Origin of the sequence: Roseburia sp. AF02-12 (genome assembly GCF_003461765.1) — a bacterium.
GTDB lineage: Bacteria > Bacillota > Clostridia > Lachnospirales > Lachnospiraceae > Roseburia_C > Roseburia_C amylophila.
Genome location: NZ_QTXS01000004.1, coordinates 3,249 through 16,382 on the forward strand (window position 1 = coordinate 3,249; position 13,134 = coordinate 16,382).

Below are 13,134 nucleotides of genomic sequence, written 5' to 3' on the forward strand. Positions count from 1 at the left end.
CTCTGTATCCATCAGGACTTCATTATATTTGTCGAGGCATTCCCTCCAATTTTCATCTTTCCGGCTGTATGCACCGTGAAGGTTCCCGAATGCCTCCCTTATGGCATCGGTCTTTTCCTGTTCTTTATTTTCCGTAACCTTGAAACTGATTTTATAATAATCATCTGGAGAAACTTCTTCCCCATTTTTGTTTTCTATTTTGATACAATATTTATTGGTATTTGTATCCCAGTTCGGGATGGTCAGTGTTTTACGTCCTTCTCCGTCCCATTCTGCCTTTCCGACCTGATTGCCATATTCATCATATAAGGTGAGGTCATAATCACAGCCTTCCGGCATGTCCATATAGATTTGAACCCCAAAATAATTCTGTATGGTTCGATTAAATGGAATGGAAAAGTTATAGAAATCCACATCCTTTTTATCACTGAGATTTCCTTTCAGACTGCTGGTTTCGTCCTTAATCAGAAAATCCAAATCCAGAAATGTGCTTCCCTTCTTCTTGTCCGAAACCTCATAGGTGGTATGCTGTCTGCGATAAGTGTCATTGCTACCAAGTGTACAGGTATCTTCCTGAAGTGTCATATTTTTCTTCAGTTTCCCTTCAAAAAATGCCACTGTTTCCTTTCCAGACATGAAAAAAATCGGTTTTTGACGAAATGCCGCCCCATATGTAGAATGATTACTGTTTATTTCCATTTCTTATCCTTCCTCCCGAAAAATATCTTACCTGTATTCTTATGCTTTCCTGTCAAAAGATGAGCCTACAGTATAACAGGATTATCCGGTAAAATAATACTGCTTTTCTCATATGCTGCCGCCGCCAACTGGCTATTTAGATATTCGTTTTGTACAGCTTTTCGTCTTGCCTGTGCTCTTTTTACTGCTTCCTTTTCCTGTTCTTTCATAAGTTCTTCCATTCTTTCGTGGCGCTTCTCCCACCAAGATTCTCCGTCATTCGCTGTTTCTGATCCACTCTTTCCTACTGGGCCTGCATAACCGTAACATTCTTCCGGTGACGCTCCAATAACATCAAAGCCAACATTATTTGATCCTACCGGCAAGCCTTGAACGGAATATGCTGAACGAACTCTGTTCAAAACATAGTTCTCATATTCAGGATCATTTTTCATTCTTTCAAAAGCTTCTTCCTTAATCACAATCGACCCTGAAGAAAATGTGGAACGAACCTATCCGCTTACGGGAAATTGAGATATTTGATTCATAACCCATTGTTTATACTCATCCAGTGACATCTCATCTTTTGATTTTTCAGAAACCACGCTATTGTTTACAGCATAGTTTATCCGAGGTGGATAATCAATCGTCACATCTCCCGGATACATCACATTACTTGTATCCGCTGAATTTTTACTTTCCTCTACTTTCTTCACCGCATTTACAAAAGTATCTTTTGATGTAGTATTACTTCTGTTTTTTGCAGAAATTAAGTAACTGTCAGCATACGGATTTCTTCCTATACCATTCACATTTATACCTGCCATTTATGTCCCTCCTAAATAATTATATATATGTCTCATCGTTGTCATTTTCCGTTTCTGTTCCAGTCAATTATAACTTTTCCAATCTTTCCAGAAACGCAACATAGAATTCTCTTTCTTTCATACAAGCCCTCTGAACTTCTATGCTTTTAGGGACATATTCCAGTGGATGGTCTAAATTATATAAAGCCTGTTTCGTTGCCTGAATTGCAGATTCTGTTGTGTTTCCCAAAATGTCGATGTTATCCACATCGACCTCACCCTTCATCTGCTTATTCAGCCTTTGTACCATCATCTGTGATATATGGCTCAACATTCCGTTTTTCTTTATTCCCATACCATTCGCATTTACTTCCTTTGCTGCTTCCATCCATGCATCTTTTACCTCCTGCGGAGCATTCGGACCAATCATATCAAATGCTTTTTCGTTAAAATCCGTATCTGCCATATATGGATTTATACTCTCATTTTCCTGTTTGGCACGTTCTGTACTAAATTGAGGAATATCATTCTGTCTGCGTCTGTTTTCGTATGACACACCATTCATAGAATAGTTGGAACTAATCTGCATATATCAATACTCCTTTTTATTTGAATTGCATTATTATCATTAGGCTTTCGCTTCAAAAACTGGTCTTTTCTCCAGATAATCCGGTAATTCTTTTAATTCAGAATTCATACCATTCTTTACGGCATTATATTCCTTCCAGTAAATGGAATAAAATTCATCTTTTCTTGTAAGTTCTGCCGGAGTCATTTCGTATCCCCAGCCAGCACCGGTATTTGACAATACATTGACACCCTGACCCTGAATTTGAACACCATAACCTCCTGATGTTAAAATAGTGAAATTTAATGTTCCACCTCCTGCCAGTGCAATCTGCTTGTCTGCAAGATTCTGATTTTTTCCCTCTGCCTGTTCCAAAAAATCCAGTAAGGTTAATTCTCCGATCCCTTTACATTTTGGATTGGTATTTTGATTTTTCATTGCACTTTTTGCCTGTTGGTACAACTGCTTTCTATCCGGTGCAACCTCTGACAAATATTCTGCCCTTAACTGCAATACCTGCCTTGAAATAGAGTCTTGTTCTGTTTTATCAGTAGCATTGGCAGCCTTTTGTGCCAGTTTCCTAATCTCACTTACAAATTCAGTCTGCGTTTTTGTACTTTTTCCTTTCGATGGAATATAAGACCAGTTTGGTTCTCCATTACTACCAGAAGTAATTAGCTGTTCCCTTCCAACTGTTCCTATATTTGAAAAAGAGATTCCCATAAATCCACCTCACGGTTCATAAATAAATCTATCCCTTTATATCTACTGACTTTCTGCCACTCTACTCTCTGGTGATGCCATCCAATGCACCAATTTGATATTTTCCTTTTATCGAATCCTCTTATGCCTTAATATCAAAACTTGATCTATCAGGTGCAGAAATACTCACAGATTCTGCTACAAGGCTCTGTGTCATACTTTTTACATCATTACCAGTTATGGATAAGGTATAATCACCCGTTTCTTTTCTTTCTGCCGATTTTTCTGCACGTTGCTTTGCAGCTTTTTCTTCCTCTGCTTTTTTAGCAGCTCTTTTTTCTTTTACCTTTTCCTCTTTTTCTCTGTTCTCTTTTGCCTTTCGTTCAGCATTCTCTTTCGCTATTTTCCCATCTGGATCATTTGTACAAGATGCTGTCTCTATAATATTTCCGTTTGCATCAATCATATAACTCTGATTTGTCACAGTGCCCAAACATCCATTAATCGTATCTTTTGTACAATCCGGAATGGCTGCTAAGTTTTCCTCCAAATACTTTGCTTTTTCCGGATCATTCATGCACTTTTGTAAAAATGCACTTGAAACAGATACCGTTGTCGGAATGCCCTGCATTGAAGTCAGCCCTATATTCATATAATGGTATTTTCCTTGCAAGTATTTTGAATAATCATTTACATTACTATACCCTGTCTTAATCTGCTCTGTTTTTGTCACACCGGGACGTGATGTTTTTAATTCAACTGTACTTGTTGTCACGTTGCCATCTTTTGTATTTGTACTATCCTTTTCACTATCTGTTTTTTTTACAGTATTCTTATAATTTGAAGCATAATACGATGTGTAACTGCTGTTATTGATACCCGTAATTGCCATAATCCTACCTCCCTGTTATTGAAACTTAAAATAATTTCTATTATATTGAACGACTTGGATATTTAATTTCTCTCAGCCTCAATATGATATGTAATTACTATTTTTATTTGTAAATCATAGTACTAACATCATCAAATCTTAATGCTCATCAATAACTGCTCTCTATTAGGCTGAATCATTGTATATTTCTCCTTAAATGAGGTAATTGCACCATACATCTTCTTTCCTAAGTTTTCAGTAATCTCATCCTTCCCCCTGGTTTTTTGCTCCTCAATGTAAGCCGATGCCAAAGTTGACCTTGTGGTAATTTTTGAAATTTTATTCATTTCTTCACCAATAATTCCACGGGCATGCTGATTGGTTGTCTCCATTGTCACAAAGTCATCCACTTTTTTTTTATATGCAGCATCTAAATTGCTTAACTCTTCATCCTTTGTAAGCTTACGAGGTCCATTTTCATCAGCTACATATATTTCTCTGGTTCCATTTTCATAGCCCTTCACAATTTCATCATATAATTCTGCGTATGCTTTAACATAATTATTTGCCTTGTCAGTAATATTTAAGGCACTTTTTCCTGTATCAACATTTTGATTCTGCTGTGCTGCCTTCTTTTGAATTTCATAACTATAATCAATATCACTGATTTTTTTACTCGCTAACAGTTCCTTTCTTTGAACCACATCATCATATTTTTCCTGTCCACTCTGCTGTATACGATTACGATAATACTCCAATCCCTCATTAGAAATCGAAAGCTTCACTGATTGCCCCACTGTATGTTTTTCGTTTGTCTGACTATTTCCTTTCTGTACTTTATCAGTATTTTTTTCCATTATTGAATTCGTATTATTCATGTAATTAGATATTTTCATATCCTATTTTTCCTCCTTAAAACCCATTATCTTAGTTTCACCTCGTGGCTCACAAATAAATCTATCTATAACTTTATATCTACTGACTTCCTGCCACTCCCAACAGACTCTCTTGTAATGCCATCCAATGCACCCTCCGGTATTGGTTTACCAGCTTTCCATGTATGATCAGCGGCTTTTGCTGCTTCTGCAAATGCCTGTCTGTATTGATGTTCATATTGTTCCATTGTCCAGCCTGCTGATAAACGGTCATCTTTATCCATTTTTCTATATAAATTGTTATATACGCTCTCTCTTTTGGTAGTATCACCATTTAAAGTACCGTTTTCATTTAAGAATTCTTTCTTTGCCAGTTCAAACATTTCTTCCCGGCTGCTCTCTGGAATAGAAATGATATGTTTATAACTGTTTCTGTTCTCATCCGTTACAGCAAGTCCTGTTAATCCGGTATTCGGATCAATCCAGTCTCCATTTTTGTCATACTGGCTCATCAGGTTCTTAATTGCCTGAACATTTGTAAACATTGCACCGTTTCCATTTTTCATCATCTCACTCAGTGCTGCTTTATACTTTTTACTGTTTGTGTCGATCCCTGCTGCTTTTAATTGTTTCTGTACAGAACTGCTGTTCATTTGAGACAACTGAATATTGTTGACTAAATTTGTTTTTGATGTTCCAAATGTCGTTTGAAATAAAAAACCGTAGTCCGTAATTCTTGACATAATCGAAACCTCCCATCATTAAATTTTTTATATCTATCATCCGCTTTATTTTTATTTTTCTTTTTCTATCGACAACCCACTTCTAATATTTTACCTTTTCTGCACCAAGTACGATTTTTTTGCACGAAGTAAGACTTTTTACCAAAAAAGAGCACGAATGCTCTTTTTATGAATTGAGGAATAACTCAGCAATAAATTTATTTCCATCACTTTTCAATATTAAATTTCCATCATATTTTTTTACACTGCTCTGAACATTCAGCAGTCCTATTCCACCGCCTTTTCCTTTCGCTGATACCGGAAAACCATTTTTCCACTTTACCTCTCCGCAGTTATTTTCGATGCTGGCAGCTATCATTTTATGGTATGAGCCAATCTTAATCGAAATATATTTCTCTCCTTCCAGCTTCTCTGCTGCCTCAATCGCATTATCTAATAAATTTCCAAAAATAGTTGTAATGTCGATTGGTGCAAGGAAATTCAGATTCACATTATCCACCTTTATGGTTACTGAAATACCTTTTTCCCTCATAACGGATTCTTTATCGGTAAGAAGAATGTTCAAGATCGGATTTTCTGTGTATTGAACCGGAATGAGCGGCTTTAACAGTTCTCTGATTTCCGCTGCATATTCTCCTGCCGTATTCCCCTGCTCTGCACCATATAATCCTTCGATTGCTTTAATATGCTTATTTACATCATGTAATATGTGGACGGTTTGATCATATTTTTTTGTCTGCGTCAAATAGTATTCGTATTGTACCTTTGCCTGTTGCTCTAAAGCGATGAGCTGCTTTTCATAATAGTTCTTTTCATCTGCCATTTTAACAAAATATAAAAGGTATAGATCTGCCAGAACAATACACCCCATATTGACTGCACATAAGTAATTTTCTTCTCCATTTTTAAAATTCTCTACAATTACACCCATGTTAATCAGATTGTATAGGAGTATAATTCCATACATGATGTACCTTGTCTTTGCATAAGGAATATCGCTCTTTTTCACAAACCTGTTTATGAATGTATAATACAAAAAAATAAGTATTACTTTTGAAAATGTTACCTCAAGGCAGTAAAGCATCGTTTCATTCACATTTTTTATATCTGCTGCCTGCAAAATACATTGTAAAAGAATCACTCCTAATGATTCACAAACAGACATGCAAAATACCAATGCCTCACATTCAATGATACGTCTTAACGGTTTATCCATATCCTCATAATACAGAGCATATGCTATTATCCCCGTCAACACGCCCCAGACCACCAAATTTAATATGGAATGATTGAACATATTGATACAGGTTGTAAAAATCACTGTGACAGCCTCGATCACAATATATGCATATCTATTTTGACTGCTCCTTTTATACTTTCCATTCATAAACTGGAACAGTATGTTACTTATGATAAAACAGGAAAGAGCATTACATAATATCAGTAAAATCGTATTCATCGTTTCTCCTATGAATTTTTCTGCAAAAATTTATTTACTTCTTCTCTAAAATCGCTGCTTCTCTTTTGCGCAATCTGGAGTTCTTTTCCATTATCCATATAAATGGTAAAGCCTTTTATTTTTTCAATATGCCTTAAATTAACCAGATTTCCCCTGCAATTCACAACAAAATCATAGGGCTGCAGTTCTTCAACCAGTTTTTCAAAAATGCAGTCATACTCATATGTGATATCAGACAACGCTATCAGTACTTTTCTTGATCTTTTTATGTATTCAAAATATAAAATGTCCCTGAGTTTCAATTTGATTGACAGATACTCTTTCCCATTGCTGTCCGTCACTTTATAAAAATCCTTTTCTGCTCCGGTATCCGGCAGTTGATCCAGTAGTTCCAACATCTGCATTTCCAATTTATCATATTCCAATGGCTTACATAGAAATGAAAATGCATGAACTTCGTTAATGACCTGCATACAATATTCTTCATAACTCGTAATATACACTAATTTCACATCCGGAAATTTTTCTTTCAATTTTCTCCCCAGTTTAATACCATTCAGTTCTTCCATCGAAATATCTAAAATTCCGATATCAATACGACTGATATTTTCAAGCATTTGATTTGCAGACATAAATTTCTCTATATGATAAGCAATCTTTTGACTTGTAAAAATCTTATGCAGCATATTCACTGCACACTCAAGATCTGCTATATCGTCATCACAAACAGCAATTTCCAGCATATTACTCACCTTCTTCCTATCTTCCTACTATATCGGTAATTTTTATTTTTCCATTAAATAAATATAAAGTACTCTGCATATTATCTAAATAGGCTCTAAATAAATATCATATATATAGAAAATGTGCCATCATCTTGACGGCACATTTCCTATATTTTCCCCCCAAATTATATTGCTACAGTATAGAATACCATTGTCTGTCCATACTATCAGCTTCATACTGATATGTAATCAACTGATTCATGTCTTTTAAACCCGCCATTTCTATTAGGTTCTATCATTATATTATAGTTTTCATATTTTTATAGTATCCTGCATTATCCATAACACTATTATTGCCAGATGTACCCACAGTACTTACCTCAGAGTCCGAAATATTATACCCTGCCTTAAATGCAAGAATATCCTCCAATCCATATTGATTTTTATAATCCGTCAGCATATAGATATTATCTCGTATTTCCTCATATTTCGCATTGGCTTCCTGGGAGTTCATTATTTTACACATTTTCTCTGGAAGTCCGGTAATCTTCCCATTGTCATCTACGTTTATATCGTCAAATGAATACTGTCCATTTGTTGCTTTCTGAATGAACTGTTCCACTTCATAGTAAGCATTTACTAATCTATATTGTGTGTTAGAAATATCTGCTGTCTGAATATATTTTTCCCACATATCATCAGCAAAATTTTCCGATATCATATTTTTTATCTGTTCTTTGTTTTCTTCTGTAATGTCCCCGTTAATCGTAATAGTTCCAGATACATCTATTTCAATTTTCCATGATGTATCTGGCAGTTCAATTCCTTTTTCATTTGCTATTCTTTCTATTTCTGCATAAAAATCGTTTTTTATATAATTCGACTTCTCTGCTCTCTCATAATCAGATAAATTGGCAAATATTTTCACATATGCCATTTCCGACACACTTAACTGCTCCCCCTTTTTCATCTTATTTAATAATTCTTCTACACTATCCGTTCCCGAATATTTTTCATCTTCCGGCAACGCTTCAAATTGCATCTGATGTAATTTGTCAATTTCGCTTTGATATGTTTTTTCATATTTCTGCTTTATTGCATTTTTTTCTTCTGAATTATCTGCATTTGCTATTTCTTGTGAGTGCTGCACATTACTACTTGAAGTATCCCTGTTTTTCGTTTCCGTAATTTTTATTCTATAGGAACCTTCCCCGGAATCCGATGTCATATTGGAATTTTCTACTCTGATCACATAATCTGATGTAACGCAGTCCCAATTAGGTACCGTAAGCTGTTTATTACCATGTCCATCATCTGTCGCTATTCCAATCTGATTGCCATATAAATCGTACAATACTAAATTATATGCCTGACTATTCTTGCTTTCCAATGAAATCGTTATCTCTGAAGATATACCCATTTTAGAGTAAAAACTTTTTTGCGGATAAGAAAAAGAATAGTAATCTACATCATATTTTGAATCGATTGTTCCCTCTAAATAACTTTCATTATTATGCAACAATGTTCCTATATCATATGTACTGTAATAGCGATCTACCTGATCATCGTATTTCGTATGCTGATGATAACTATCATTCTTATTTGTTTTGGCATTTTCTATTAACACCGTTTGCTCATTTAATTCTTTCATCGGCGATTTAAAACTTTTTGCTGCATTTCCTGTCTCATATATTTTACTATCTACTATTCCGCCACCTATATAATGTACATAGTGTCCCATCTTATCGTCACCTCTTGGAATCCACGGATGGTATAAAAATACCATCCGTAATTTATTTATCTTTCTAAATATTTAGCCCACTATTATTCCGAAAGGAACTAAATAATCCAATGTCATCTGTGTCATTGTAGTGCAACTAGCATTTACATAAGAAATACCACTTACCCAATGTACTGTAACAGATGTTGCATAGTTTCCATCAATTGATCCTGATGGTGGATTATTGTCAACCAAGTCACTCCACCAACCTGCTGGTTGTTGATTTTCCTCCATTAATAGCATTCAGCTTAGTAGTTGTCTTACTATAAAAACTTGAAGCTGCAAATACTGGTGTTACAAAAAGCAAACAAACCATCATACTTACAACAACTGCCATAAACGTTTTTCTTGAAACCGTCTTTTTAGCTTTTTCTGATATTCTCATATTAGCAACCTCCTTCAAAAATGAAATATATTCCACATAAAAAACATACTATATTTTTATATCTACTGATTTCTTGCCACTCTCAACAGACTCTCTGGTAATGCCATCCAATGCACCAGCCGGTATTGGTTTACCAGCTCTCCATGTAGAATCTGCGGCTTTTGCAGCTTCTGCAAATGCCTGTCTGTATTGATGTTCATATTGTTCCATTGTCCAGCCTGCTGATAAGCGGTCATCCTTATCCATTTTTCTGTATAAATTGTTATATACACTCTCCCTTTTGGTAGTATCACCATTTAGAGTACCATTTTCATTTAAGAATTCTTTCTTTGCCAGTTCAAACATTTCTTCCCGGCTGCTCTCTGGAATAGAAATGATATGTTTATAACTGTTTCTGTTCTCATCCGTTACCGCAAGTCCTGTTAATCCAGTATTCGGATCAATCCAGTCTCCGTTTTTGTCATACTGGCTCATCAGGTTCTTAATTGCCTGAACATTCGTAAACATTGCACCGTTTCCATTCTTCATCATCTCACTCAGTGCTGCTTTATACTTTTTACTGTTTGTGTCGATCCCTGCTGCTTTTAATTGTTTCTGTACAGAACTGCTGTTCATTTGAGACAACTGAATATTGTTGACTAAATTTGTTTTTGATGTTCCAAATGTCGTTTGAAATAAAAAACCGTAGTCCGTAATTCTTGACATAATCGAAACCTCCCATCATTAAATTTTTTATATCTATCATCCGCTTTATTTTTATTTTTCTTTTTCTATCGACAACCCACTTCTAATATTTTACCTTTTCTGCACCAAGTACGATTTTTTTGCACGAAGTAAGACTTTTTACCAAAAAAGAGCACGAATGCTCTTTTTATGAATTGAGGAATAACTCAGCAATAAATTTATTTCCATCACTTTTCAATATTAAATTTCCATCATATTTTTTTACACTGCTCTGAACATTCAGCAGTCCTATTCCACCGCCTTTTCCTTTCGCTGATACCGGAAAACCATTTTTCCACTTTACCTCTCCGCAGTTATTTTCGATGCTGGCAGCTATCATTTTATGGTATGAGCCAATCTTAATCGAAATATATTTCTCTCCTTCCAGTTTCTCTGCTGCCTCAATCGCATTATCTAATAAATTTCCAAAAATAGTTGTAATGTCGATTGGTGCAAGGGAATTCAGATTCACATTATCCACCTTTATGGTTACTGAAATACCTTTTTCCCTCATAACGGATTCTTTATCGGTAAGAAGAATGTTCAAGATCGGATTTTCTGTGTATTGAACCGGAATGAGCGGCTTTAACAGTTCTCTGATTTCCGCTGCATATTCTCCTGCCGTATTCCCCTGCTCTGCACCATATAATCCTTCGATTGCTTTAATATGCTTATTTACATCATGTAATATGTGGACGGTTTGATCATATTTTTTTGTCTGCGTCAAATAGTATTCGTATTGTACCTTTGCCTGTTGCTCTAAAGCGATGAGCTGCTTTTCATAATAGTTCTTTTCATCTGCCATTTTAACAAAATATAAAAGGTATAGATCTGCCAGAACAATACACCCCATATTGACTGCACATAAGTAATTTTCTTCTCCATTTTTAAAATTCTCTACAATTACACCCATGTTAATCAGATTGTATAGGAGTATAATTCCATACATGATGTACCTTGTCTTTGCATAAGGAATATCGCTCTTTTTCACAAACCTGTTTATGAATGTATAATACAAAAAAATAAGTATTACTTTTGAAAATGTTACCTCAAGGCAGTAAAGCATCGTTTCATTCACATTTTTTATATCTGCTGCCTGCAAAATACATTGTAAAAGAATCACTCCTAATGATTCACAAACAGACATGCAAAATACCAATGCCTCACATTCAATGATACGTCTTAACGGTTTATCCATATCCTCATAATACAGAGCATATGCTATTATCCCCGTCAACACGCCCCAGACCACCAAATTTAATATGGAATGATTGAGCATATTGATACAGGTTGTAAAAATCACTGTGACAGCCTCGATCACAATATATGCATATCTATTTTGACTGCTCCTTTTATACTTTCCATTCATAAACTGGAACAGTATGTTACTTATGATAAAACAGGAAAGAGCATTACATAATATCAGTAAAATCGTATTCATCGTTTCTCCTATGAATTTTTCTGCAAAAATTTATTTACTTCTTCTCTAAAATCGCTGCTTCTCTTTTGCGCAATCTGGAGTTCTTTTCCATTATCCATATAAATGGTAAAGCCTTTTATTTTTTCAATATGCCTTAAATTAACCAGATTTCCCCTGCAATTCACAACAAAATCATAGGGCTGCAGTTCTTCAACCAGTTTTTCAAAAATGCAGTCATACTCATATGTGATATCAGACAACGCTATCAGTACTTTTCTTGATCTTTTTATGTATTCAAAATATAAAATGTCCCTGAGTTTCAATTTGATTGACAGATACTCTTTCCCATTGCTGTCCGTCACTTTATAAAAATCCTTTTCTGCTCCGGTATCCGGCAGTTGATCCAGTAGTTCCAACATCTGCATTTCCAATTTATCATATTCCAGTGGTTTACATAGAAATGAAAATGCATGAACTTCGTTAATGACCTGCATACAATATTCTTCATAACTCGTAATATACACTAATTTCACATCCGGAAATTTTTCCTTTAATTTTCTCCCCAGTTTAATACCATTCAGTTCTTCCATCGAAATATCTAAAATTCCGATATCAATGTTGCTGATATTTTCAAGCATTTGATTTGCAGACGCAAATTGCTCAATATGATAAGCAATCTTTTGACTTGTAAAAATCTTATGCAGCATAGTCACTGCACACTCAAGATCTGCTATATCGTCATCACAGACAACAATTTCCAGCATAGCACTCACCTTCTTTCTCATTTATATATCGGCTCAATCTTTATTCTGTTTCAAATCTCACCTATAAAAGATATCACATGAAACAAAATATTACGGTATTTCTTCACCAAATACAATTTTTTAACACGAAATACGATTAAAAAAAAGCATTAAACCATTTACCCCTGTTAATACACAAAAGCACTGTATCTCAAACTCTTTGAAATACAATGCTTCCCTGCATTTTCTATATCGTCATGTTGATATTATTACTTTACTATCCTGCACACTCTCTGGGAGTGACTGTATCTATCAAAAAAGAAGCCAGCAGTTTATTCACGCACTACTGACTTCCTATATTATTCATTTTATTTACTTCGCTGCGTCTCAGCCAAGTTTTCCATCTTTAAACACAATCTCTTTTATTTCTTAATATGCTTAAAAAGTTTCGTAACAAACAAGGCTTTCAAGAATATAGTGTTTTTTCACTTCTTTTCCTAATTTTACACCCCAAAGCTCATCCTACATTGTAGTTAATCCTTTTGTGTGACAAATCAGAAAATGTGAATCGGTGACAAGCATCCATTCCCGCTGACAAAATCAGTATTTTCAGTCCTGCTTCGCTGACAAATTTGTCACTGAAATTACAATTCTGC

15 protein-coding genes and 1 pseudogene are annotated in these 13,134 nt (G+C 35.0%); all 16 read right to left on the reverse strand.

The features are described 5' to 3' along the window. A pseudogene (locus DV740_RS14095) lies at positions 1-699 on the reverse strand (hypothetical protein); the annotation flags it as partial. A gap of 65 nt (positions 700-764) precedes the next feature. Further along, the gene (locus DV740_RS15145) at positions 765-1,160 is read right to left on the reverse strand and encodes a hypothetical protein (protein WP_242988812.1); all 396 of its coding nucleotides are present in this window, start codon (positions 1,158-1,160) and stop codon (positions 765-767) included. Between the two features lie 30 nt (positions 1,161-1,190). Further along, positions 1,191-1,505 carry a hypothetical protein gene (locus DV740_RS15150; RefSeq protein WP_242988811.1) on the reverse strand — a complete coding sequence of 105 codons (315 nt, stop codon included), beginning with the start codon at positions 1,503-1,505 and terminating at the stop codon, positions 1,191-1,193. 67 nt (positions 1,506-1,572) lie between these two features. Continuing rightward, on the reverse strand, positions 1,573-2,073 hold the full coding sequence (locus tag DV740_RS14105) for a hypothetical protein (protein WP_117699274.1): 501 nt from the start codon (positions 2,071-2,073) through the stop codon (positions 1,573-1,575). A gap of 39 nt (positions 2,074-2,112) precedes the next feature. Beyond that, positions 2,113-2,775, reverse strand: coding sequence for a hypothetical protein (locus DV740_RS14110; RefSeq protein WP_117699273.1), 663 nt, complete (start codon positions 2,773-2,775; stop codon positions 2,113-2,115). A gap of 121 nt (positions 2,776-2,896) precedes the next feature. Then, positions 2,897-3,646, reverse strand: a complete 750-nt coding sequence (locus tag DV740_RS14115; RefSeq protein ID WP_117699272.1) for a hypothetical protein — start codon at positions 3,644-3,646, stop codon at positions 2,897-2,899. A gap of 131 nt (positions 3,647-3,777) precedes the next feature. Beyond that, positions 3,778-4,521 (reverse strand): hypothetical protein, encoded by a 744-nt coding sequence (locus DV740_RS14120; protein WP_118057803.1) that lies wholly within the window; start codon positions 4,519-4,521, stop codon positions 3,778-3,780. A gap of 65 nt (positions 4,522-4,586) precedes the next feature. Beyond that, complete coding sequence (locus DV740_RS14125; protein WP_118088396.1) at positions 4,587-5,243, reverse strand: DUF3879 family protein; 657 nt, start codon at positions 5,241-5,243, stop codon at positions 4,587-4,589. Between the two features lie 166 nt (positions 5,244-5,409). Next, positions 5,410-6,702 carry an ATP-binding protein gene (locus tag DV740_RS14130; protein WP_118088397.1) on the reverse strand — a complete coding sequence of 431 codons (1,293 nt, stop codon included), beginning with the start codon at positions 6,700-6,702 and terminating at the stop codon, positions 5,410-5,412. A gap of 8 nt (positions 6,703-6,710) precedes the next feature. Beyond that, positions 6,711-7,445 (reverse strand): LytR/AlgR family response regulator transcription factor, encoded by a 735-nt coding sequence (locus DV740_RS14135; RefSeq protein WP_118088398.1) that lies wholly within the window; start codon positions 7,443-7,445, stop codon positions 6,711-6,713. Between the two features lie 280 nt (positions 7,446-7,725). After that, the gene (locus DV740_RS14140; protein ID WP_015517468.1) at positions 7,726-9,168 is read right to left on the reverse strand and encodes a hypothetical protein; all 1,443 of its coding nucleotides are present in this window, start codon (positions 9,166-9,168) and stop codon (positions 7,726-7,728) included. A 72-nt stretch (positions 9,169-9,240) separates the two neighbouring features. Then, positions 9,241-9,450 (reverse strand): DUF6947 domain-containing protein, encoded by a 210-nt coding sequence (locus DV740_RS15455; RefSeq protein WP_147343742.1) that lies wholly within the window; start codon positions 9,448-9,450, stop codon positions 9,241-9,243. Then, entirely contained in the window at positions 9,404-9,592 is a 189-nt protein-coding gene (locus DV740_RS14690) for a hypothetical protein (protein ID WP_044928892.1), read from the reverse strand. The genes DV740_RS15455 and DV740_RS14690 overlap by 47 nt, the downstream gene beginning before the upstream one ends. A gap of 48 nt (positions 9,593-9,640) precedes the next feature. Beyond that, positions 9,641-10,297, reverse strand: coding sequence for a DUF3879 family protein (locus DV740_RS14150; RefSeq protein WP_117699262.1), 657 nt, complete (start codon positions 10,295-10,297; stop codon positions 9,641-9,643). 166 nt (positions 10,298-10,463) lie between these two features. Then, complete coding sequence (locus DV740_RS14155; RefSeq protein ID WP_118088399.1) at positions 10,464-11,756, reverse strand: ATP-binding protein; 1,293 nt, start codon at positions 11,754-11,756, stop codon at positions 10,464-10,466. 8 nt (positions 11,757-11,764) lie between these two features. After that, positions 11,765-12,499: a LytR/AlgR family response regulator transcription factor gene (locus DV740_RS14160; RefSeq protein WP_118088400.1), complete on the reverse strand. Its 735-nt coding sequence runs from the start codon at positions 12,497-12,499 to the stop codon at positions 11,765-11,767. Between the last annotated feature and the right edge of the window lie 635 nt (positions 12,500-13,134).

Bases quoted from the DNA above. Each gene is read 5' to 3' on its own strand.
- DV740_RS14135 (WP_118088398.1), bottom strand. From the start codon at position 7,445: ATGCTGGAAATTGCTGTTTGTGATGACGATATAGCAGATCTTGAGTGT.
- DV740_RS14155 (WP_118088399.1), bottom strand. From the start codon at position 11,756: ATGAATACGATTTTACTGATATTATGTAATGCTCTTTCCTGTTTTATC.
- DV740_RS14125 (WP_118088396.1), bottom strand. From the start codon at position 5,243: ATGTCAAGAATTACGGACTACGGTTTTTTATTTCAAACGACATTTGGA.
- DV740_RS15455 (WP_147343742.1), bottom strand. From the start codon at position 9,450: ATGCTATTAATGGAGGAAAATCAACAACCAGCAGGTTGGTGGAGTGAC.
- DV740_RS14140 (WP_015517468.1), bottom strand. From the start codon at position 9,168: ATGGGACACTATGTACATTATATAGGTGGCGGAATAGTAGATAGTAAA.
- DV740_RS14110 (WP_117699273.1), bottom strand. From the start codon at position 2,775: ATGGGAATCTCTTTTTCAAATATAGGAACAGTTGGAAGGGAACAGCTA.
- DV740_RS14105 (WP_117699274.1), bottom strand. From the start codon at position 2,073: ATGCAGATTAGTTCCAACTATTCTATGAATGGTGTGTCATACGAAAAC.
- DV740_RS14130 (WP_118088397.1), bottom strand. From the start codon at position 6,702: ATGAATACGATTTTACTGATATTATGTAATGCTCTTTCCTGTTTTATC.
- DV740_RS14150 (WP_117699262.1), bottom strand. From the start codon at position 10,297: ATGTCAAGAATTACGGACTACGGTTTTTTATTTCAAACGACATTTGGA.
- DV740_RS14690 (WP_044928892.1), bottom strand. From the start codon at position 9,592: ATGAGAATATCAGAAAAAGCTAAAAAGACGGTTTCAAGAAAAACGTTT.
- DV740_RS15150 (WP_242988811.1), bottom strand. From the start codon at position 1,505: ATGGCAGGTATAAATGTGAATGGTATAGGAAGAAATCCGTATGCTGAC.
- DV740_RS14120 (WP_118057803.1), bottom strand. From the start codon at position 4,521: ATGAAAATATCTAATTACATGAATAATACGAATTCAATAATGGAAAAA.
- DV740_RS14115 (WP_117699272.1), bottom strand. From the start codon at position 3,646: ATGGCAATTACGGGTATCAATAACAGCAGTTACACATCGTATTATGCT.
- DV740_RS14160 (WP_118088400.1), bottom strand. From the start codon at position 12,499: ATGCTGGAAATTGTTGTCTGTGATGACGATATAGCAGATCTTGAGTGT.